Below are 21156 nucleotides of genomic sequence, written 5' to 3' on the forward strand. Positions count from 1 at the left end.
CGCTACACCGGATCGCAAATCGCCACTTGTCGAAAACAGACGCGCATGTCGGAAAAGGTAAAGAACACGTCTGAATTCATAAATTGACCGGCAAGGCGAAAGTCAAGAATAGACGCACCGACACCGCATCGACCGGGCGATGAAAAGCCCGCCAGAGCCAAGTCCTTCCCCTCTACCCGGCAACACGGAGCACACACAGATGAGCACCCTGCACGACAACAGCATCATCATCGACGGACTGAATATCTCGAAGTTCGAGCGCTCCGTGTTCGAGGACATGAGAAAGGGCAACGTCACCGCGGTGAACTGCACCGTCTCGGTATGGGAAGACTTCCAGAAGACCATCGACAACATCGCGGAGATGAAGCAGCAGATCCGCGAATACAGCGAAATCCTCACGCTCGTGCGCACGACCGACGACATCCTGCGCGCGAAAAAGGAAAACAAGACCGGCATCATCTTCGGCTTCCAGAATTCGTATGCGTTCGAGGACAACCTCGGCTACATCGAAGTATTCAAGGAACTCGGCGTGAACGTAGTGCAGCTTTGCTACAACACGCAGAACCTCGTCGGCACGGGCTGCTATGAACCGGACGGCGGCCTCTCGGGTTATGGCAAGGAAGTGATTCACGAGATGAATCGCGTGGGCATCGTGGTCGATCTCTCGCACGTCGGCGCGAAGACTTCTTCCGATGCGATCGCCTGCTCGAAGAAGCCCGTCACGTATTCGCACTGCTGCCCGTCGGGTCTCAAGGATCATCCGCGCAACAAGTCCGATGACCAGTTGCGCGAGATCGCCGATGCCAACGGCTTCGTCGGCGTGACGATGTTCTCGCCGTTCCTGAAGAAAGGCCCGGACGCGACCGTCGACGATTATCTCGAAGCGATCGATTACGTGATCAATGTTATCGGCGAAGACAAGGTCGGCATCGGCACCGACTTCACGCAAGGCTATAGCACTGAATTCTTCGACTGGATCACGCACGACAAGGGCCGTTATCGCCGTCTGACGAATTTCGGCAAGGTGGTGAACCCGGAAGGCATTCGCACGATCGGCGAATTCCCGAACCTGACCGCCGCAATGGAAAAGGCCGGCTGGAGCGAGTCGCGCATCAAGAAAGTCATGGGCGATAACTGGATGCGCTACTTCGGCGAAGTCTGGAGCGTCTGAATCTGAGAGCCACGACAAATATAAAGGAACCCTGCGATGCAACCGCAACTGCCTATCGACGTCGATCCGCAAACCGGCGTTTGGACCACCGACGCCCTGCCGATGCTGTACGTGCCGCGCCATTTCTTCACGAACAATCACGTCGCCGTCGAAGAAGCGCTCGGCCGCGAGACGTATGCCGAGATTCTCTACAAGGCCGGCTACAAGTCCGCGTATCACTGGTGCGACAAGGAAGCCGAGAAGCACGGCATCAGCGGCATGGCCACGTTCGAGCATTACCTGAAGCGTCTGTCGCAACGCGGCTGGGGCTTGTTCGACATCGTCGAAGCCGACCCGACGACGTCGCATGCGCGCATTCATCTGCGTCACTCGTCGTTCGTACTTCAACAACCGGGCAAGCAAGGCAAGCTTTGCTACATGTTCGCGGGCTGGTTCGCGGGCGCGATGGACTGGGTCAATGACACCGCGCCCGACAACGCGAAGAAAGGCCCGCGCTCGAAGTCGATCGAAACGCAATGTGCTGCTGAAGGCCATGCTCATTGCGTATTTGAAGTATCGCCGCTGTAAGCAAAGACACCATTCCGAGGTCGATCGCAATGCGTTACCCGAACCTTTTCAAGCCTCTCCAGCTTAACAAGCTCACGCTGCGCAACCGCATCGTCAGCACCGCGCATGCCGAGGTCTATGCCGAGCCGGGCGGCCTGCCCGGTGATCGCTATATCCGTTACTACGAGGAGAAGGCGAAGGGCGGCGTCGGCCTCGCCGTGTGCGGCGGTTCGAGTTCCGTTTCGATCGACAGTCCGCAAGGCTGGTGGAAGTCGGTGAATCTCGCGACCGACAAGGTCATCGATCCGCTGTCGCGTCTCGCCGAAGCGATGCATCGTCATGGCGCGTTCATCATGATCCAGGCGACGCACATGGGCCGCCGCTCCGCATGGCACGGCGAGCACTGGCCGCATCTGATGTCGCCGTCGGGCGTGCGTGAGCCTGTGCATCGCGGCAACGCGAAGATCATCGAAGTGGAAGAGATCCAGCGCATCATCAAGGACTTCGCGGCGGCCGCGAAGCGCGTGAAGGATGCGGGCATGGACGGCATCGAGATCTCGGCGGCGCATCAGCATTTGATCGATCAGTTCTGGAGCCCGCGCACCAACTTCCGCACGGACGAATGGGGCGGCTCGCTCGAAAACCGCATGCGCTTCGGCACGGAAGTCCTGAAGGCCGTGCGCGAAGCGGTGGGCGCGGATTTCTGCGTCGGCTTGCGCATGTGCGGCGACGAGTTTCATGAAGACGGTCTCTCTCACGAGAACCTCAAGGAGATCGCGCAGGCGATGTCCGAAACCGGCCTCATCGATTACATCGGCGTGATCGGCTCCGGTGCGGATACGCATAACACGCTCGCCAACTGCATGCCGCCGATGGCGCTGCCGCCCGAGCCGTTCGTGCATCTCGCCGCGGGCATCAAGACGGTGACGAAGCTGCCGGTCATGCATGCGCAAAGCATTCGCGATGCGGGCCAGGCCGAACGTCTGCTCGCCAGCGGCATGATCGATCTCGTCGGCATGACGCGCGCGCAAATCGCCGACCCGCATATGGTCATCAAGATCCGCGATGGCCGCGAAGACGAGATCAAGCAATGCGTCGGCGCGAACTATTGCATCGACCGTCAGTACAACGGCCTCGATGTGCTGTGCGTGCAGAACGCGGCGACGTCGCGCGAAGAGACGATGCCGCATGTCATCGAGAAGACGCGTGGGCCGAAGCGCAAGGTCGTCGTCGTCGGCGCGGGCCCTGCCGGTCTCGAGGCGGCGCGTGTCGCGCGTTCGCGTGGCCATGACGTCGTGCTGTTCGAGAAGAACGATTATGTCGGCGGACAGATCATGCTCGCCGCGAAAGCGCCGCAGCGTGAGCAGATGGCCGGCATCGTGCGCTGGTTCGACATGGAAACGAAGCGCCTCGGCGTGGATCGCCGTCTCGGTGTCGCCGCCGACGACAAGATGATCATGGCCGAGAAGCCGGATATCGTCGTGCTCGCGACGGGCGGTTCGTCGTTCACGGGTCAGGTGCCCGCGTGGGGCGTCGAGCAAGGTTTGGCCGTCAGCTCGTGGGACATTCTCTCGGGCAAGGTCGAGCCGGGCAAGAACGTGCTCGTGTATGACGGCGTCTCGACGCATGCGGGCGCGGGCGTCGCGGACTTCATCGCGTCGCGCGGCAACAACGTCGAGATCGTCACGCCCGATGTGAAAGTCGCTGACGACACCGGCGGCACCACGTTCCCGATTTTCTATCGACGGCTCTATGCGCAAGGCGTAATCCATACTCCTAACTATTGGCTAGACAAGGTGTACGAGGAAGACGGCAAGAAGATCGCCGTGCTCCGCAACGAGTACACGGAGGAGCAGGAGGAACGCGCGGTCGATCAGGTCGTGATCGAAAACGGCATCACGCCCAATGACGCGCTCTACTGGAAGCTCAAGCCGGAGTCGCTCAATCGCGGGCAGACCGACGTGCACACGCTCTTCGCATCGCAGCCGCAGCCGTCGCTCTCCGAAGAACTCGGCAACGGGCGCTTCCTGCTGTTCCGCGTCGGCGACTGCATCTCGATGCACAACATCCATAGCGCGATCTACGATTCGCTGCGCCTCTGCAAAGACTTCTGACGAGGTATCGACGATGAACCCCGTGTTTGTCATCACCGCGCTGCTGTGGCTTTCGATGGCGGGCCTGGCCTTCGCCTTGCTCAAGCGCGCAGCCTACTGGCGTGAAGGCCGTGCGACGACGGCCGGCGCATATGGATGGGCGAATCTGCTGACCATCCCGAAGCGCTATTTCGTGGATCTGCATCATGTCGTGGCGCGCGATCCGTATATCGCAAAGACGCACGTCGCGACCGCGGGCGGTGCGATCCTCGCGATGGCGCTCGTCTTCATCAACTACGGTCTCGCTATCTACTCGGTCTGGCTCGACCGCGCGATCTTCCTCGCGGCGATCATCATGCTCGTCGGCGCGGTGTTCGTATACAAGCGCCGCCGCGCGAAGGACGTGCCCGCGCGTCTGTCGCGTGGACCGTGGGACAGCCTGCCGCTCCTGCTTGGCTCGTTCGCCGTGGGTCTCGCGTTGTTCACGCTGTTGCCGGCTTCGTGGATGTCCGGTTCGCTCGCGATCATCGTCGCATTGCTGATCGCGGCGGGCGCCTACACGATGACCTTCGGCGCCGCGCAAGGCGGCCCGATGAAGCACGCGATGGCCGGTCTCCTGCATCTCGCGTTTCATCCGCGCCAGGAACGCTTTCATGCGAAGACGCAGCATGAACATGATGTCGTGCCGCCGACGGCCTTGAAAAAGCCCGTGCTCGATGCGAAGGAATACGGCGTCGGCAAGCCGGTCGAGTTTCGCTGGAATCAACTGCTGAGCTTCGATGCCTGCGTGCAATGCGGCAAGTGCGAAGCCGCGTGCCCCGCGTTCGCCTCGGGTCAGCCGTTGAATCCGAAGAAGCTGATTCAGGATCTCGTCGTCGGCATGGTCGGCGGTTCCGACTCGCAATACGCAGGCAGCCCGACGCCCGGCATTCCGGTCGGCAAGCATTCGGGCGGTCCGGCCAAGCCCCTGATCTCGCAGATGATCGAAGCCGACACGATCTGGTCATGCACCACGTGCCGCGCCTGCGTTCAAGAATGCCCGATGCTGATCGAGCACGTCGATGCAATCGTCGATATGCGGCGCAACCAGACGCTAGTGGAAGGCGATGTGCCGGGCAAAGGCCCGATCACGCTCGCGAATCTACGCGAGACCGGCAGTCAGAACGGCTATGACATCGGCGCGCGTTACGACTGGTCCGTCGATCTGCAAGTGCAAGTGGCGCAGCCGGGACGTCCCGTCGACGTGCTGCTGATCGCAGGCGAAGGCGCGTTCGACATGCGTTATCAGCGCACGCTGCGCGCATTGGCGAAGGTGCTGAACAAGGCGGGCGTCGATTACGCCGTGCTCGGCGGTGTCGAAACGGATACGGGCGACACCGCACGTCGTCTCGGCGATGAAGCCACGTTCCAGCAATGCGCGTCGAAGCTGATGAACACGCTGTCGCAGTATCAGTTCCGCCGCATCGTCACGGCCGATCCGCACGTTCTGCATAGCCTGCGCAACGAGTATCGCGCGCTCGGCGGCTACTACGAAGTGCAGCATCACACCGCGTTCATGGCCGAGCTCGTCGCGAGCGGCAAGCTCACGCCGAAGGCCGCCGCCGTGCTCGCCGACAAGAAGATCACGTATCACGATCCGTGCTATCTCGGGCGCTACAACGGCGAAACGGACGCGCCGCGCAAGCTCTTGAAGACCATTGGCATCAAGGTCGTCGAGATGGAACGTCACGGCATGCGCGCGCGCTGCTGCGGCGGTGGCGGCGGCGCGCCGCTGACCGATATTCCCGGCAAGCAGCGCATCCCGGATATCCGCATCGCCGATGCGAAGTCGATCGGCGCGGAAGTGGTCGCGGTCGGTTGCCCGCAATGCACCGCGATGCTCGAAGGCGTGGTCGGTCCTCGTCCCGAAGTGCTCGACGTGGCGGAGCTGGTCGCCGCAGCGCTGGAGTGAAGCGATGAACAACGACATCAAACGAATCGACCCGCGCCGTCCTTTCATCATCACGGCCGATGGACTGAAGCGCATCACGCTCGGCGAGATTGGCAACGGCGTCGTGCTGAACTTCACGCACGGCGGCCACAAGGAAGCGACCAAGCCGCGCCGCACGACGAGGCCCGCGACGCGCGCGCTGCTCGTCGCGGCGCACACGGATCGCGGCGCGCTCGACGATCACGCGCGCCAGGCGCTCGCCGCCGCCGCATTGCTCGCGGACGATCAGACCGAAGTCGTGCTCATCGCGTTCGGCGAGTTCAAGGACGATGCCGCCGCGCTCGGCGCGGATCGTTATATCGAACTGCCGGCGTTCGATCGACGCAGCTTCGCGCCCGATGAAGAAGTGCGCGCGCTGACGGCATGCGTCGCGGCTTTCACGCCCGCGCATGTTTTCATGCCCGACAACGCGACGGGCGACGGCGATCTCGGCCGGCGCTACGCCGCGCGCGCCGATGCGTCGATTGCGACGCACGTCGTGGAGCTCGATCACGCACATGTCGCGTCGTATGCGCATGCGGGGCGCGCGGTCGCATCGCGTGCATTGCCCGATGTGGTGTTGATCGCACCCAATGCCGTCGATGCGAAGCTGCCGTTCGTCGGCGCGGGCGAAGCGATCGAGGCGCAAGACATCGTGCCTGCATCGAAAGCCAGCGCTTATGTCGATCTCGGCATCGAAGAGATGGACGCCGCGCAAGTCGCGCTGGAGGAAGCCGACTTCATCGTGTCGGCGGGCAATGGCGTGTCCGATATCGCCGCGTTCGAATCGCTGGCGGGCACATTGGGCGCTGCGATCGGCGCGAGCCGCGTCGCCGTCGACGATGGCAAGTTCACGCGCGACAAGCAGATCGGCGCGACCGGAAAGACCGTCGAGGCGAGCGTGTATATCGCGTTCGGCATCTCGGGCGCCGTGCAGCATTTGCAGGGCATCAAGGATTGCCGTCACGTGATCGCGGTGAATCTCGACGCCAGCGCGCCCATTGCAAAGCGCGCGAACCTCACGATCGTCGCGGACACGCAAGAGACGATCAAGGCGTTGACCGATGCCGCCGCCGCCGCGCGCGCCGCGCGTGCCAGCGGTGGATCGATCGTGCAGGCCGCGCATTTGGTCGAAGGAGCTTATGTATGAAAGCCGGCATGAAGATTGCCGTACTCGTTTCAACCGGGCGTCATCCCGTCAGCGGCACGCCGCGCTATAGCCGCAACGATGCAGCGGCGCTGACCATCGCCATCGGTATCGCGAAGAAGCACGGCGCGCAACTCGACGTGCTGCATGCGGGCGATCCGGCGAACCCGGCGCTAGCGGAATATCTCGCGCTCGGCGCGCCGAAAGTCGAAGTGCTCAACACGCAAGGCGATGCATGCGCGGCGCTGGCGCAACGGCTCGCGGGCTACCAGCTCGTGATGACCGGCACGCGCGCGGAAGGCGCGTTCGACAGCGGCACGCTGCCCTACAAGCTCGCCGATGCGTTGAACGTGCCGCTCGTCGGCGCGGCTGTCGATGTCAGCGTGACGAACGAAGGCGTCGAAGTGCGCCAGTTCATGCCGAAGGGCTTGCGCCGCCGCGTGCGCGCGCCGCTGCCCGCGCTCGTCGCCGTGCATCCGCTCGCCAATGCAACGCCGCGTTACGCCTATGCGCGCATGCGCGAGGGACACGTCGCGCCGGTCGCCGCGAACGCGCCCGCGGACAAGGAACGCACGGCCTGGAGCGTCGGCCCGATTGCGGCCAAGCCGAAGAAACTCGCTGCTCCCGAGAAGCGTTCCGGCCACTCGCGCATGCTGTCCGCGACGACGACGGAAAGCCGCGGCGGCAGCGTCGTAATTGAAGGGAGTTCCGTCGAAAAAGCACAAGTGATTCTGGCGTATTTGCGCGAGCATCAACTCGTCGATTACTGATTTATCGACACACATCGACCCACATACAGGTGCACACGATGAAAGTTTCGGCAGACGTTCGCGCATTGATCGAACGCCGCAAAAAGGGCCATACGCTCGAGGCGCCGTTCTATACGAGCGACGAAATCCACGCGCTCGACCTCGATGCCATTTTCCGCAAGACCTGGATTCAGGTTGCCATCGAACCGGATATTCCCGAGCCGGGCGATTACACGACGGTCGAGATCGGCAACGATTCGATCCTGATCGTGCGCGACGACGACATGGAAATCCGCGCCTTCTACAACGTGTGCCGGCATCGCGGCGCGCGCCTGTGCAATCAGGAGAAAGGCTCGCTCGGCAATATCGTGTGCCCGTATCACAGCTGGACGTATAACCTTTCCGGCGATCTGATGTTCGCCGAGCACATGGGCGATCAGTTCGACCGCTGCAAGCACAGCCTGAAGAAAGTGCACGTGCAGAATCTCGCGGGCCTGATCTTCATTTGCCTGGCCGACGAACCGCCCGCCGATTTCGCCGTGATGCGCGAAGCGATGGAGCCGTATCTCGCGCCGCATGGCCTGAAGGACACGAAGATCGCAGCGAGCATCGATATCGTCGAGAAGGGCAACTGGAAGCTCACGATGGAGAACAATCGCGAGTGCTATCACTGCGTCGCGAACCATCCGGAGCTGACCATTTCGCTCTATGAATACGGCTTCGGTTATCAACGTTCGCCCGCGAACGAAGAAGGCATGGCCGCGTTCGAGAAGACCGTTGAAGAGCGCACGAAGCAATGGGAAGCGATGTCCCTGCCGTCCGCGGAGATCGAACGTTTGAGCGATCTCGTGACGGGCTTTCGCACGCAGCGCCTGCCGCTCGATCGCGATGGCGAATCGCAGACGCTCGACGCGAAGGTCGCATCGAGGAAACTGCTCGGCGGCTTCGAGCAGGCGGACCTGGGCGGCCTGTCGTTCTGGACGCAGCCGAACTCGTGGCATCACTTCATGAGCGATCACATCGTGACGTTCTGCGTGCTACCGCTTGCGTCGGGCGAAACGCTCGTGCGCACGAAGTGGCTCGTGCACAAGGATGCGCGCGAGGGTATCGACTACGACGTCGATAATCTCACGGCCGTGTGGCGCGCGACGAACGATCAGGATCGCACGCTCGTCGAGTATTCGCAGCTCGGCGTCACGAGCAACGCGTATGAGCCGGGCCCGTATTCGCCGTTCACGGAAGGGCTCGTCGAGAAGTTCTGCGAGTGGTACATCGGGCGTCTTGCCGATTACGCGGATGCGCCCGAGCACGGCGTGGATGCGTCGCACGGCGAGAAAGTCGTTTCCTTCATGCGCTAAAGCCGCTGTAGCAGGAGCAGAACATGATGCGCGATCAGGCCACGTTCGAGCCGACCTCAAGCCGTGTCACCCAGCCGCAATTCTGGGGGGCGCTACCCAGGCGCTGGGATTGCGACACGGACGAGACACTCGTCTGCTGTCATGTGCGGCAAGAAACGCACGACGTAAAGAGTTTTTTCTTCAAGGCGCCCGGCGAACGCACGTTCGCGTTTCAGCCGGGGCAGTTCATCACGCTGGAACTCGATATCGACGGCGAGCAGATCAACCGCTGCTATACGATTTCGTCGGCGCCGACGCGACCGCACACGATCTCCATCACGGTGAAGCGTGTGCCGGGCGGCCCGGTGTCGAACTGGCTGCACGACAACATGGTCGCGGGCATGACCGTGCGCGTGCTCGGGCCGTCGGGCGAGTTCACGTGCGCGCGTCATCCGGCGCGCAAGTATCTGTTTCTGTCGGCGGGCTCGGGCATCACGCCGCTCATGTCGATGAGCCGCGCGTATCACGAGCTCGGCGACGATGCCGATATCGTCTTCGTGCATAGCGCGCGCACGCCGGACGACATCATCTTTGCGCGCGAGCTGGATCTGATCGCGTCGAATCACAGGAACTTCCGTACGTCGTTCGTCTGCGAGCGTGTGGGCGCGCGCACGAACTGGCCGGGCGTGACGGGCTTTCTGACGCTGCCGCTGCTCAAGCTGACCGCGCCGGATTTTATGGAACGCGAGGTCTTTACGTGTGGGCCTGCGCCGTATATGAAGGCCGTGCGCGATCTGCTCGACCAGGGCGGTTTCGATCGCAGGCAGTATCACGAGGAAAGCTTCTCGTTCGGTGTCGTCGAGGAAGTGGCGGCGGAGCTCACGACTGCGCATGTCGCCGATGCGCTTGCGACGCAGACGGATTTCGTCGAGGCGCGTGAAGAAGCGATTGGCTTCGCGCCTGTTGTCGATGAGCCTGTGCCTGTCGAGGAGCCGGTTGAAGAGTCCGTGATCGAAACGAAGTTCAAGGTCAACTTTGCGAAGAGCCGGCGCGATATCGAATGCGGCAGAGGCGAGCACGTGCTGGATGCGGCGAAGAAGGCGGGCGTCCGATTGCCTTCGTCGTGCACGCAGGGCATGTGCGGAACGTGCAAGGTGAAGCTCGTCTCCGGCGAAGTGAACATGAAGCATGCGGGCGGCATTCGTCAGCGCGAGATCGATCAGGGCATGGTGCTGTTATGCTGCAGCAAGCCGTTGAGCGATCTCGTCGTCGACAAATAAAAATCGAAGGTTCCCCGAATGGGGGAGACAGGCAATGAAGCGTCGTTTCTGGACAATTGAGTGTCGGAAAAGTGCGCTACGGGCCAATTCTGGCTGGTGATTCTGTTCACTACACGGCGTGGGCCGCTAAGGGGAAACCGAATGAAATCGATGAGAAGAATGCTCGTTCTTGGCGCGATGTCTGCCGCCTTGACCGCGAGCTTTGTGGTGAACGCCGCTGACAAGCCGACCATCAAGATTGGTTACGTGGAAGGCTGGGACGATAGCGTGGCGACGTCGAACGTTGCTGCGCGCATCATCGAAAAGAAGCTGGGTTATCCGGTGCAGCTCGTGCCGGTGGCGGCGGGCGTGATGTGGCAGGGCGTCGCGCGCGGCGATCTGGATGCGACGCTGTCGGCGTGGCTGCCGGTGACGCATGGCGCGTACTGGAACAACTTCAAGTCGAAGGTGCAGGATCTCGGTCCGAACTTTCAGGACGCGAAAATTGGCTTGATCGTGCCTGAGTATGCGAATGTGTCGAGTCTTTCCGATCTCGAAGCGAAGAAGGCGGAATTCGATTCGCGCATCGTCGGGATTGATGCTGGCGCGGGCGTGATGCAGAAGACTAGCGAGGCTATCAAGGCGTATAACCTCGACTACAAGTTGCTGCCGAGTTCGGGTTCGGCGATGACGGCGGAACTGGCCCGTTCGGAAGCGGCGAACAAGCCGATCATCGTGACGGGCTGGAAGCCGCATTGGATGTTCGCGAAGTACAAGCTCAAGTTTCTGGATGATCCCAAGAAGGTTTTTGGGGAAGCCGAGCATGTGGATAACGTCGTGAATCCCGAGCTCGAGAAGAAGGCTCCGCCGGTGGTGGCGTTTCTCAAGAAGTTTCAGTGGAAACCGGGTGAGATTGATAGCGTGATGCTTGCGACGCAGAATGGGGAGAAGCCGCAGGCTGCGGCGGATGCCTGGATTAGCGCTCACGGGGATCGTGTGGATTCTTGGACTAAGTAAGGGTTCTCTTTTGCGTTGGGCAACGCTGGCACCGTGGGGGATTTGTCCTTGCGGTGCTTTTTTTATTGTGTGGAATCCTGAATTCGTGTCGGTTTATTAGCACTGCCCCTGTGCGGGGCGGCAGTCACTTTCTTTGCTCGGGACCAGAGTAAGCGCTAAAGCGCCAACTCTGGTCGACGCAAAGAAAGTAACCAAAGAAACAGCTATCCCCAGCCTAAGCACTTCACACCGGCCGCGGCACAGGCGATTGGCTGAATGGAACCCAGAGTAGCGAGTGTTCTCGTAGGTCCCATCAGGCGTGGACCGCGCACGGTCTGCCGCCCGAAAACGCTACGTGCGCTGGCTCAGCACGAATAGCTTCGGCACAGCGCTACGCGCTGCCGCCCGGTATGCAAGGGAAGCCAACGGTAGGGAGGCACTTGCGGTGAGATAGAGACGTCAGCAAGGAAGCATGCGCAGACCCGCTTGACCGGTCGGCCGCGAAGCGGGCCGGAGCTAAATGGTGCTGAGCCAGCAAGTTATGTGATGCGAAGTGTCAGACCGTGCGCGATCCAAGCCCGGTGAGTTTTGTGGGGGCACTCGCTACTCTGGGGGCCATTAGGTCAATCGCCTGTGCCGCGGCCGGTGTGAGGTGCTTAGGCTGGGGATAGCTGTTTCTTTGGTTACTTTCTTTGCAGCAGCAAAGAAAGTGACTGCTGCCCCGCATAGGGGCAACGCTAATAAACCGACACGAAAACGGGACTCCACGCTCCGCGCTCAACGCTCCGCGCTCAACGCTCAACGCTCAACGCTCAACGCAATACGACAGTCCGTTCACCATTAATAAAAACCCGCCGCTCGACAAAAGCCTTAACTGCGCGCGCAAGCGTAATGCACTCCACATCCCGCCCGGTGGCGAGCAACCGCTCCGGACTATAAGAATGGTCGACCCGTTCAACTTCCTGCTCAATGATGGGCCCTTCATCAAGATCATCAGTAACGAAATGCGCCGTCGCGCCAATCAGCTTCACCCCGCGCGTATGCGCCTGATGATAAGGCTTCGCCCCCTTGAACCCCGGCAGGAACGAATGATGAATATTGATCGCGCGCCCCGCGAGCTTGCGGCTCGTTTCGCCCGAAAGAATCTGCATATACCGCGCAAGCACCATCAACTCCGCACCCGACGTGTCGAACAGATCGAGCAGACGCGCTTCCTGCTGCGCTTTGGTATCGGCGGTGATCGGCAGATGATGAAACGGCAAGCCATGCTGCTCGGCCAGCGCCGCGAAATCCGCATGATTCGACCCGATGCCGACGATATCCATCTTCAACTCGCCCATGCGCCAGCGGAACAGCAAGTCAGCGAGACAGTGCTCCAGCTTCGACACCATGATGAGCACCTTCGGCCGCACGGCGAGATCGTGCATCGCCCAGGTCATCGAGAAGCGCTCCGCGATGGGCTCGAATTCGCGCTTCAGCATCGCCAGATCGAGCGCTTGTTCAACAGCAGCACCATGAAACACGCAGCGGACAAAGAATCGCCCGGAGAGATCGTCGTCGAAGACGGTGAACTCATCGATATAACCGTGATGCCGCTCCAGAAACCCGACGATGGCAGCGACCTGCCCCGCCGCGCTCGGGCACGAAACGGTAAGCACCAGTTGATCAAAGCGGGAATCGGCGGCCATGCGTGCTCCACATTCGGATGGTTGCAGCGCCGCGAAATGCGGCAAGCGTACGCGCTAGTAAAGCAAACGCGAGCGCTCTCTGTATAGAAGCGAACCGCCGCGCCAATAGTACGAAAACGTCAGATAAGCGTCAGCCGACCACGTCGCATTCATCGAGCAGCCACTCGCTGAACGCGCGCACCGCAGCCGACGGCTCGCGCGGCGTGACGAGCACATAGCCGCGATCAGTGACGAGTGGCGTATCGCTAAGCGCGACGAGCTGGCCCGTCGCGATCAGTTCATCGACGAGCGGCGCCCAGCCAAGCGCGACGCCCTGCCCCATCACCGCCGCATGCGCGACGAGCGCGTAGCTGTTGAACGTGAAGCCGCCATGCGTGGGCGGGGCGGCCAGGCCATGCGCCTCGAACCATCCACTCCACGAAAGCCAGCGCTCCGGAAAAGTCGGTTCGAGATGCAGCAGCGGCAGCGTAAGGAGATCCGCTGGCGAAACAGGCCCGCTTCTATCCGCGACGAGCGCAGGGCTGCAGACCGGCATCACGCGTTCAGGCAGGAGTTTCACCGCGCTTTTCGCGCCCCAGTCGGTGCGCGACTCGCCGAACGCAATGAGCACGTCCGCATGATCGCCCGACGCGCTCGGCAGGCTCTGCGACGTGATGATCTTCACATCGACATCGGGCATCAGCGCCTTGAATTGCTGCAAGCGCGGCATCAGCCAATATGTGGCGAAGCCGAAGTCCGTCGATAGCGTCAGCGTGCGCTGCGCATGACGCGAACGGATATCGGCGGTGGCGGCGCGGATCACGCCGAGGCCCTGACGCACCGCATCGAAAAGACGCGCGCCGTCTTCTGTCAGCGTGACGCCGCGATGCCCGCGCTCGAACAGCGCAGCGCCAAGCGATTCCTCCAGTTGCACGACGCGCTGGCTCACGGCGGGCTGCGTCGAGCCGAGCTCGCGCGCCGCGGCCGTGAAGCTCGCGAGACGCGCGGCGGATTCGAACATCAGTAACGCCTGCATCGGTGGCAGACGGTCCGGCCGCGGCATAACTCCCCCTTATGAACGCATAACGATTTACTGTCTTCACAGACGCGAATTGAACGGCAATAGTGATGCTCAACGCTCGTCGAAACATTCGAGCCGGTTTATTTCGATTCTATGCGAGGCACGCTTTCATGCTTGAGACGAAACAAAATATCCTTGTGCTGATGGCCGATCAGCTCACGCCCTTCGCACTCTCCGCATACGGCAACCGTGTGACGAAGACGCCGCGCATGGATGCGCTCGCGCGCGAAGGGGTCGTGTTCGAGTCCGCCTACTGCGCAAGCCCGTTGTGCGCGCCTTCGCGTTTCTCGCTCCTCGCGGGCAAGCTGCCTTCCAATATTGGCGCTTACGATAACGCCGCCGAATTCCCGTCCGAAACGCTCACCTTCGCTCACTATCTGCGCGCCGAAGGTTATCGCACGATTCTCTCGGGAAAGATGCATTTCTGCGGCGCGGATCAGTTGCACGGCTTCGAGGAACGTCTCACGACCGACATCTATCCCGCCGATTTCGGCTGGACACCCGACTGGCGGAACTTCGACGCGCGCCCGACGTGGTATCACAACATGAGCTCCGTGATCGACGCCGGCCCGTGCGTGCGAACGAATCAACTCGACTTCGATGACGAAGTGACCTTCACCGCGCGTCAGAAGCTGTTCGATATCGCGCGCGAGCGCCACGCGGGCAAGGACGCGCGGCCGTTCATGATGATCGCGTCGCTCACGCATCCGCACGACCCGTACGCGATTCCGCGCAAGTACTGGGACATGTATCGCGATGAGGATATCGACATGCCTTCGTATCGGGATTCGTTCGAAGCATGCGATCCGCATTCGAAGCGCCTGCGTCACGTGTACGAAGCGGACCGCACGCCGCCGACCGAGCGGCAGATTCGCAATGCGCGGCGCGCGTATTACGGCGCGGTGTCCTACGTCGACGACCAGTTCGCGTCGATTCTCGAAGCGCTCGAACAGGCGGGCCTCGCCGACGATACGATCATCGTCGTGACGTCGGATCATGGCGAGATGCTCGGTGAGCGCGGCCTCTGGTACAAGATGACGTTCTTCGAAGGCGGCTGCCGCGTGCCGCTGATCGTGCATGCGCCGAAGCAGTTCCGCGCGCATCGCGTGGCGGATTCGGTCTCGCATCTCGACGTGCTGCCGACGCTCGTCGAATTCGCGCGCGGAGAAGCGCCGCAATCATGGCCCGATAGCATCGATGGCCGCAGCCTCGTGCCGCATCTGAACGAAACCGGTGGCCATGACGAAGCCATCGGCGAATATCTCGCGGAAGGCGCGATCGCGCCCATCGTGATGATTCGGCGCGGGCGCTTCAAGTTCATTCACACGAGCGTCGATCCCGATCAGCTGTATGACGTGAAGGCCGATCCGTTCGAGCGCGAGAATCTCGCGAGCGATGAGCGCCACGCCGCGCTGGTCGCCGAATGCCGCACGGAAGTCAGAAACCGCTGGAATCTCGACGCCTTGCATCAGGACGTGCTGACGAGCCAGCAACGCCGCCATTTCCATTTCGCCGCCACGACGCGCGGCACGATTCAATCATGGGACTGGCAGCCCCATGTCGATGCGAGCCAGCGCTATATGCGCAATCACATCGATCTCGACGATCTCGAAGCGATGGCGCGATTTCCCGCCGTCGAGCATTGAGGCGCGCTTCGCATCATCACCCCACATCCGACAGGAACGCACCATGAAAAAGGGCTTCATCCATGCGCTCTTCGCCGCCGCGCTCAGTTGCTGCGCGGCATCTCACGCGTTCGCCGCCGAACCGCAATCGTGCACGCAGGTGCGCATGGCCGGTCCCGGCTGGACCGACATCGACGCCACCAATGCAATGAGCGGCATCGTGCTGAAGGCGCTCGGCTATCGGCAGAACATCGCGAACCTGTCGGTGCCGATCACATATCAGGGCATGAAGAAAGGGCAGATCGACGTCTTCCTCGGCAACTGGATGCCCGCGCAGGCGCCGCTCGTGAAGCCGTTCTTCGAAGAGAAATCGATCGGCGTGGTGCGCCCGAATCTATCGAACGCGAAGTTCACGCTGGCCGTGCCGGACTACGTGGCGGCGGCCGGCGTGCATTCGTTCGCGGATCTCGCGAAGAACGCCGACAAGTTCGATAACCGCATCTACGGCATCGAGCCGGGCGCGCCCGCGAATCAGAACATCAAGCGCATGGTCGATGACAAGGCGTTCGGTCTTAACGACTGGAAGCTGGTCGAATCGAGCGAAACCGCGATGCTCACGCAAGTGGATCGCGCGGTGCGCGACAAGAAATGGATCGTGTTTCTAGCGTGGGAGCCGCACCTGATGAACACGAAGTTCAAGCTCGCCTATCTCGATGGCGGCGACAAATACTTCGGCCCGAACTACGGCGGCGCGACGGTGAATACGGTCGCGCGCAACGGCTATGAACAGCAATGCCCCAACGTGGGCCGGCTGTTCAAACAGATGGCGTTCAACGTCGATCTGGAAAACGGCGTGATCACCGAAGTGCTGGAGAAGAAAACCAATGTCGACGCCGCCGCCACGGATGCGTTGAAGCGCCATCCCGAACTGCTGAAATCGTGGCTCGACGGCGTGACCACGGCGAGCGGCGGCAACGGGCTCGAAGCCGTTCAGACCGCGCTCGGCGTGAAGTGAGGAAGCGAAAGCGCGAGCTCAGCCGAGCTGCATGCTCGCGCGATCCTGTGCGGCCATCAGCGCGGCGCGCAAGTTCGTGTGGATCGCGACGAAGTGCACCATCAGGCTGTCCGCTTGTTGAAAGTACCACGGCGTGTTGACGGTCATGCAGTCGATGCCGTGTTCGAGTTTCCAGCCGAGACGGTCCGTCAGCAGGTTCGCGATGATGGTCTGATCGCCGCCGTTCGCATACGTGCTCGATTTGTCGGGCGCCGCGCTCACGTGCGCGTGAATCTCATCGACGAAAGCAAGGGTCGCGGGCTTGCGGCGGAAACCGAGCACGCCTGCGTTGATGACCCACGGGCCGATGTCATGCGCCGCGAGGATGTCGCGCCCGGCGAGCAGCGGTTCGAGCGGCTTCTTCTGATCGAAGAACAGGATGTCGGCATCGATCCAGATTGCCCAGTCATGATCCGGCAGGTGCTTGCGCAGGAACCACGGCTTGAGCCACGTTCCCGATGTGCCCGGCCCGACTTCGGCGGGCGTCTGCCGATAGACGTACAGCGTATAGCCGTGGCGCTCGCAATATCGGCGCATGTTCTCTTCGGCGATGGCGCCATACGCGCGCACGTTCGGCGTGTAGTAGGTGACGAGCGCGATGGGCTTGCCGGGGTTGTAGACGCTGTGCTCCGCATTGTCGCCGGCGGTCTGGGCCGGGAACTGGAAGAGCGGCGCGCTCCTCTGCTGACAGTCGTTGATGTGTCCGGCCACCGCTTCACGAAAGTTCGAAGGAATGAAGGCGTACAAGGCTTCCTCGCCGAGCGCGAGGGTCCAGACGTTCGGCATGTTCTGCCAGACTGGAGCGCAGCGCGGGCCGCAATGCATCGTGCCGATGATTCCGCCAACCTCGCCTGCTTCGATGTAATCGAGCGGAGCAAGCAGGGCGACTTCGTTCATTGGCTCTTTGCCGATCTTGCACAGGTCGATGCAGTGAACGATGAAGTTCCGGATGGCCTGCGTGTTGCGCCAGATCTGCACCTCCGTCTGGTGCGTTTCCTCTCTGCCGTACGCGCTCAACAGCGTATGTTGCCGGCCATCGGCGATCGGCTCGACCGGATGCGCGTTGAGCACGATGCAGTTTTCGCTCATGCAGACGAGCAACGCCATGTCGGGCATTTGGCGCAGGTGATGCAGGATCGCTTCGTACTTGAGCAGCAGTTGATGCGCATCGCCCCGGATGCCGGCCATCGAGACCGTTGCATGCTCGTAACCCATGCGGGAAGCGTAGTGCTTGTGATTGGTGAGGACTTCGGGTGCGTCGGCGTGGAGGAGGCTCAGGCAGCGTGTGGTCATGTCGTTCGGATCGGAAACGGGTCTTGCAGTGATGCGGTTTTTTTACAGATTCAGAAGTATCCGGACCACCGACCGGACGAGCTATCGGGCATGTCTGAAATAAGAGAAGTTCGAAACGCGCGAAACACGGCATTGCAGTAGTCGCAACTGGACAGATTTTCGTCGCAATCGGTCGAGCCGCGACATATATGGACCCTTATTTTTGAATGTGTCGACGCAACGATGGATCGCGTCGGGCAGCAGGTCGAACGCAGCCTTCAGCAGTTTCCGCAAGTGTCATCGCGATATGCCTTCGCGCCGTGCGCGTGAGGCACCGCATCGCTTTTTCCAACGCAATACCGATCAAGACGAGCAAAGGACGAGCACATGAAAAAAGGACATGCCACGGGACATGCCGGGAAGATCGCAGCACTCGCGCTCGCTGCGGGCGCGGCGAGCGCACCGTTGTCGGCGCATGCGCAAAGCAGCGTGACGCTCTACGGCATTCTCGATGCAGGCATCACCTGGGTGAGCAACACGGGCGGCTCGCACGTCGTCAAGTTCGACGACGGCATTTCCTACGGCAACCGCATCGGCTTTCGCGGCGTCGAAGATCTGGGCGGCGGCCTGCAGGCCGTGTTCGTGCTCGAATCGGGCTTCCATCTGGGCAACGGTCAATACGCGTTCGGCGGCGCGGAGTTCGGGCGGCAAGCGTATGTGGGACTGAAGAACCAGTGGGGCACCCTGTCGCTCGGCAATCAGCTCGATATGACCGAAGAGTTCGTCTATCTCTACAACATCTCCGCATGGGCGAGCGGCTATGCGATCCATCAGGGCGACTTCGACCGCATGAACGGCGACCGTCTGCCGAACTCGGTCAAGTTCCTGTCGAACGATTTCGGCGGCTTCACGTTCGGTGGCATGTATTCGTTCGGGAATCAGGCGGGCAACTTTCATCGCAACAGCGCGTGGAGCGTGGGCGCGCATTACGCGGCGAGCACCTTCAACGTCGGCGCGGCCTATACGCAGCTGAACAACCCCAATGGCATCTATGCCTTCGATCCCTACGCGATGATCGGCGCGCGCACGTTCCTCGGCCAGCCGACCGTGACCGTCGATCCGGCCACGGGCGCCGTCACCGATCTCTACAGTGCGAACGCGTTCCCCGTCGACAAGCAGGGCGCGTTCGCGGTGGGCGCCGCGTGGACCATCGACAAGCTGATGTTGTCGGGCAACTTCACGTACACGACGATCAAGGGACTCGGCCAGACTTCGCACATGCAGGTGTACGAAGCCGGCGCGTCATACAGCTTCATGCCCGACCTGAGCCTGTACGGGGGCTATCAGCACACGCGCTTCGAAGGCAATCACTGGAATCAGGGTTCGCTCGGGCTGCACTATCTGCTCTCGAAGCGCACGGATGTCTATGTCTCCGGCGATTATCTGCGTGCATCCGGTCCGATCGATGCGGTGATCGGCTATAGCTTCACGCCGTCGTCGTCGAATACCCAGGCCGATGTGCGTATCGGCATGCGGCATTCCTTCTAAGCCGCGGCGAGCCGCGCGGGAACGACGGCGCGCAATGCGCTGCGGTCCTGCCGCGGGCTCGTGTTGAAGCGCACGCGATACGTGCGCGAAAAGTGCGACGGCGATTCGAATCCGCACGCGACGCATACCGCGAGAATCGACATGTCGGTTTGCTGAAGCAGCTCGCGCGCGCGCGTCAGGCGCAGGCCGAGATAGAAATGCGTCGGCGTGTCCTTCAATGAAGCGCAGAACAGGCGTTCGAGCTGACGCCGCGTCACGCCGATGGATTCCGCCAGCGCGTCGGGCGACAGCGGCTCTTCCATGTTCTCCTCCATCAGCTCGATCACCTGGATCAGCTTCCGGTTGTGGATCCCATATCGCGCGGCGATCTGCAGCCGCTGATGATCGGAGCGCTGCCGGATGCGTCCCAGCACGAACTGCTCCGACACCTGCGCGGCGAGGCTCGCGCCATGCTCGCGCGCGATCACATCGAGCATCAGATCGATCGATGCCGTGCCGCCCGCGCACGTGATGCGCCGCGTGTCGATCTCGAAGAGCTCCTGGCTCGTCTCGATGGACGGATAGCGTTCCGCGAACGCCGCGGCCGCTTCCCAGTGCAGCGTTGCGCGCTTGCCCGCGAGCAGGCCCGCTTCCGCGAGGATGAAGCTTCCGGTGTCGATGCCGCCGAGCGTCGCCCCCGCGCGATCGAGCCGCTTCAGCCAGTCGCCGATCGCGCGCGTATAGCGCGACAGCGGCTCGAAGCCCGACACGACGAACACGGTGCGCGCATCGACGACGCTGTCGAACGCGCCTTCCGGATTGAGCGAGATGCCGTTGCTCGCGGCGACCGGGCCGCCATCGACGGAAAGGATATGCCAGCGATACAGCTCGCCCGCGAAGCGATTGGCGACACGCAGCGGTTCGATCGCGGACATGAAGCCGATCGACGAAAACTCGGGCAGGAGCAGGAAATGGAAATCGTGCGGAGCGGACATCGGATCGATCTTGAAGGCGGGTCGAAGAGCGGTCGTCCACGTTATCAAGCGCAAGAAGCGCGCGCAATCCGGCGCGCCCCGAAGGGCGGCCGGATTCAGCCAGTGCGAACGCGCTGCTCAGCCGCTCGCGAGCGCGTTCGTGAGCGTCTGTGCGACCGTGGCGAGATGCGGCTCGACGACGAGGTCGGTGTGCCGGCCCTCGACCTTCATGACGCGCAAGCCGTGCTTCGCGACGCGCTGCCAGACCGGCAGCGGATCGCCGTACGAATCGTCGAGCAAGGTGGCGCGCACGTAGACGATCGGTCCGCCATCGTAGCGACGCGGCTTGTAGTTCGTCATCGCGACGCGCATTGATTCGCGCACGCGCAGAAGCGCGGGCGGCAAGCCGGCCAGCTCGGCAGAAGGCTTGGGCGCCTGCCTTCCCGCGCCCGTTCGCATGCCCATGCGCCCGCGCACGCGATCGGTGATCGCGGCGGCCTTGCCGCGCATGTAGCCGAAGCGCCCGCGTGCATCGAGCGAACGCAATTCACGCAGGCGCTCCGCGACCAGGCCCGCCTGATGGCGCGTCCATTGCGAGAGGGGCAGGCAGTGCTCGTGGACGTAGGTGTCGAGCAGGCAGAGCATCTCGATCTTCTCGCCCGCCGCGACGAGCTGCTGCGCGATCTCGA

At 62.0% G+C, this 21156-nt stretch carries 17 protein-coding genes; 12 read left to right on the plus strand and 5 right to left on the minus strand.

Features of this window, described 5'->3' with window-relative positions:
• The first annotated feature begins 199 nt into the window (after positions 1-199).
• The 9 genes from AWB75_RS22845 (at position 200) to AWB75_RS22885 (ending at position 11288) form a co-directional block, all read left to right on the plus strand.
• Positions 200-1171: a dipeptidase gene (locus tag AWB75_RS22845; RefSeq protein WP_061126323.1), complete on the plus strand. Its 972-nt coding sequence runs from the start codon at positions 200-202 to the stop codon at positions 1169-1171.
• A 36-nt stretch (positions 1172-1207) separates the two neighbouring features.
• Positions 1208-1738 (plus strand): DUF5943 domain-containing protein, encoded by a 531-nt coding sequence (locus tag AWB75_RS22850; protein ID WP_061126324.1) that lies wholly within the window; start codon positions 1208-1210, stop codon positions 1736-1738.
• A 29-nt stretch (positions 1739-1767) separates the two neighbouring features.
• On the plus strand, positions 1768-3831 hold the full coding sequence (locus tag AWB75_RS22855) for an NADH:flavin oxidoreductase (RefSeq protein WP_061126325.1): 2064 nt from the start codon (positions 1768-1770) through the stop codon (positions 3829-3831).
• A gap of 13 nt (positions 3832-3844) precedes the next feature.
• Positions 3845-5761, plus strand: a complete 1917-nt coding sequence (locus AWB75_RS22860) for a (Fe-S)-binding protein (protein WP_061126326.1) — start codon at positions 3845-3847, stop codon at positions 5759-5761.
• A 4-nt stretch (positions 5762-5765) separates the two neighbouring features.
• On the plus strand, positions 5766-6929 hold the full coding sequence (locus AWB75_RS22865) for an electron transfer flavoprotein subunit alpha/FixB family protein (RefSeq protein WP_061126327.1): 1164 nt from the start codon (positions 5766-5768) through the stop codon (positions 6927-6929).
• 8 nt (positions 6930-6937) lie between these two features.
• Positions 6938-7696, plus strand: coding sequence for a drug:proton antiporter (locus AWB75_RS22870; protein WP_061126340.1), 759 nt, complete (start codon positions 6938-6940; stop codon positions 7694-7696).
• 38 nt (positions 7697-7734) lie between these two features.
• Positions 7735-9033, plus strand: coding sequence for an aromatic ring-hydroxylating oxygenase subunit alpha (locus tag AWB75_RS22875; protein WP_061126328.1), 1299 nt, complete (start codon positions 7735-7737; stop codon positions 9031-9033).
• A 23-nt stretch (positions 9034-9056) separates the two neighbouring features.
• The gene (locus AWB75_RS22880) at positions 9057-10292 is read left to right on the plus strand and encodes a hybrid-cluster NAD(P)-dependent oxidoreductase (RefSeq protein ID WP_061126329.1); all 1236 of its coding nucleotides are present in this window, start codon (positions 9057-9059) and stop codon (positions 10290-10292) included.
• Between the two features lie 141 nt (positions 10293-10433).
• On the plus strand, positions 10434-11288 hold the full coding sequence (locus AWB75_RS22885) for a glycine betaine ABC transporter substrate-binding protein (protein WP_061126330.1): 855 nt from the start codon (positions 10434-10436) through the stop codon (positions 11286-11288).
• A 791-nt stretch (positions 11289-12079) separates the two neighbouring features.
• Here the strand turns inward: AWB75_RS22885 and purU are convergent.
• Both purU and AWB75_RS22895 read right to left on the minus strand, forming a co-directional pair.
• Positions 12080-12955, minus strand: a complete 876-nt coding sequence (purU, locus tag AWB75_RS22890; RefSeq protein ID WP_061126331.1) for a formyltetrahydrofolate deformylase — start codon at positions 12953-12955, stop codon at positions 12080-12082.
• 130 nt (positions 12956-13085) lie between these two features.
• Positions 13086-13997: a choline sulfate utilization transcriptional regulator gene (locus AWB75_RS22895; protein WP_061126332.1), complete on the minus strand. Its 912-nt coding sequence runs from the start codon at positions 13995-13997 to the stop codon at positions 13086-13088.
• A 128-nt stretch (positions 13998-14125) separates the two neighbouring features.
• Between AWB75_RS22895 and betC the strand changes: the two genes are divergently transcribed.
• Together betC and AWB75_RS22905 are read left to right on the plus strand one after the other, a co-directional pair.
• The gene (betC, locus tag AWB75_RS22900; protein ID WP_061126333.1) at positions 14126-15661 is read left to right on the plus strand and encodes a choline-sulfatase; all 1536 of its coding nucleotides are present in this window, start codon (positions 14126-14128) and stop codon (positions 15659-15661) included.
• A gap of 43 nt (positions 15662-15704) precedes the next feature.
• Positions 15705-16655 carry a choline ABC transporter substrate-binding protein gene (locus tag AWB75_RS22905; RefSeq protein ID WP_061126334.1) on the plus strand — a complete coding sequence of 317 codons (951 nt, stop codon included), beginning with the start codon at positions 15705-15707 and terminating at the stop codon, positions 16653-16655.
• A gap of 18 nt (positions 16656-16673) precedes the next feature.
• Here the strand turns inward: AWB75_RS22905 and AWB75_RS22910 are convergent, their stop codons facing one another.
• Positions 16674-17987, minus strand: a complete 1314-nt coding sequence (locus AWB75_RS22910) for a glycosyltransferase family protein (protein ID WP_061126335.1) — start codon at positions 17985-17987, stop codon at positions 16674-16676.
• Positions 17988-18353: 366 nt separating this feature from the next.
• Between AWB75_RS22910 and AWB75_RS22915 the strand changes: the two genes are divergently transcribed.
• The gene (locus AWB75_RS22915; protein WP_061126336.1) at positions 18354-19514 is read left to right on the plus strand and encodes a porin; all 1161 of its coding nucleotides are present in this window, start codon (positions 18354-18356) and stop codon (positions 19512-19514) included.
• Here the strand turns inward: AWB75_RS22915 and AWB75_RS22920 are convergent.
• Together AWB75_RS22920 and AWB75_RS22925 are read right to left on the minus strand one after the other, a co-directional pair.
• Positions 19511-20488 (minus strand): GlxA family transcriptional regulator, encoded by a 978-nt coding sequence (locus AWB75_RS22920; protein WP_061126337.1) that lies wholly within the window; start codon positions 20486-20488, stop codon positions 19511-19513. The genes AWB75_RS22915 and AWB75_RS22920 overlap by 4 nt on opposite strands.
• 117 nt (positions 20489-20605) lie before the next feature.
• The coding region (locus tag AWB75_RS22925) for a thioesterase domain-containing protein (protein WP_456061783.1) at positions 20606-21156 on the minus strand (551 nt) is incomplete at its 5' end.

Origin of the sequence: Caballeronia catudaia, assembly GCF_001544755.2 — a bacterium.
In the GTDB taxonomy this organism is placed as follows: domain Bacteria; phylum Pseudomonadota; class Gammaproteobacteria; order Burkholderiales; family Burkholderiaceae; genus Caballeronia; species Caballeronia catudaia.

Coding starts and splice junctions, on each gene's coding strand:
- AWB75_RS22845 (WP_061126323.1), top strand. CDS start 200: ATGAGCACCCTGCACGACAACAGCATCATCATCGACGGACTGAATATC.
- AWB75_RS22850 (WP_061126324.1), top strand. CDS start 1,208: ATGCAACCGCAACTGCCTATCGACGTCGATCCGCAAACCGGCGTTTGG.
- AWB75_RS22855 (WP_061126325.1), top strand. CDS start 1,768: ATGCGTTACCCGAACCTTTTCAAGCCTCTCCAGCTTAACAAGCTCACG.
- AWB75_RS22860 (WP_061126326.1), top strand. CDS start 3,845: ATGAACCCCGTGTTTGTCATCACCGCGCTGCTGTGGCTTTCGATGGCG.
- AWB75_RS22865 (WP_061126327.1), top strand. CDS start 5,766: ATGAACAACGACATCAAACGAATCGACCCGCGCCGTCCTTTCATCATC.
- AWB75_RS22870 (WP_061126340.1), top strand. CDS start 6,938: ATGAAGATTGCCGTACTCGTTTCAACCGGGCGTCATCCCGTCAGCGGC.
- AWB75_RS22875 (WP_061126328.1), top strand. CDS start 7,735: ATGAAAGTTTCGGCAGACGTTCGCGCATTGATCGAACGCCGCAAAAAG.
- AWB75_RS22880 (WP_061126329.1), top strand. CDS start 9,057: ATGATGCGCGATCAGGCCACGTTCGAGCCGACCTCAAGCCGTGTCACC.
- AWB75_RS22885 (WP_061126330.1), top strand. CDS start 10,434: ATGAAATCGATGAGAAGAATGCTCGTTCTTGGCGCGATGTCTGCCGCC.
- purU (WP_061126331.1), bottom strand. CDS start 12,955: ATGGCCGCCGATTCCCGCTTTGATCAACTGGTGCTTACCGTTTCGTGC.
- AWB75_RS22895 (WP_061126332.1), bottom strand. CDS start 13,997: ATGCCGCGGCCGGACCGTCTGCCACCGATGCAGGCGTTACTGATGTTC.
- betC (WP_061126333.1), top strand. CDS start 14,126: ATGCTTGAGACGAAACAAAATATCCTTGTGCTGATGGCCGATCAGCTC.
- AWB75_RS22905 (WP_061126334.1), top strand. CDS start 15,705: ATGAAAAAGGGCTTCATCCATGCGCTCTTCGCCGCCGCGCTCAGTTGC.
- AWB75_RS22910 (WP_061126335.1), bottom strand. CDS start 17,987: ATGACCACACGCTGCCTGAGCCTCCTCCACGCCGACGCACCCGAAGTC.
- AWB75_RS22915 (WP_061126336.1), top strand. CDS start 18,354: ATGAAAAAAGGACATGCCACGGGACATGCCGGGAAGATCGCAGCACTC.
- AWB75_RS22920 (WP_061126337.1), bottom strand. CDS start 20,488: ATGTCCGCTCCGCACGATTTCCATTTCCTGCTCCTGCCCGAGTTTTCG.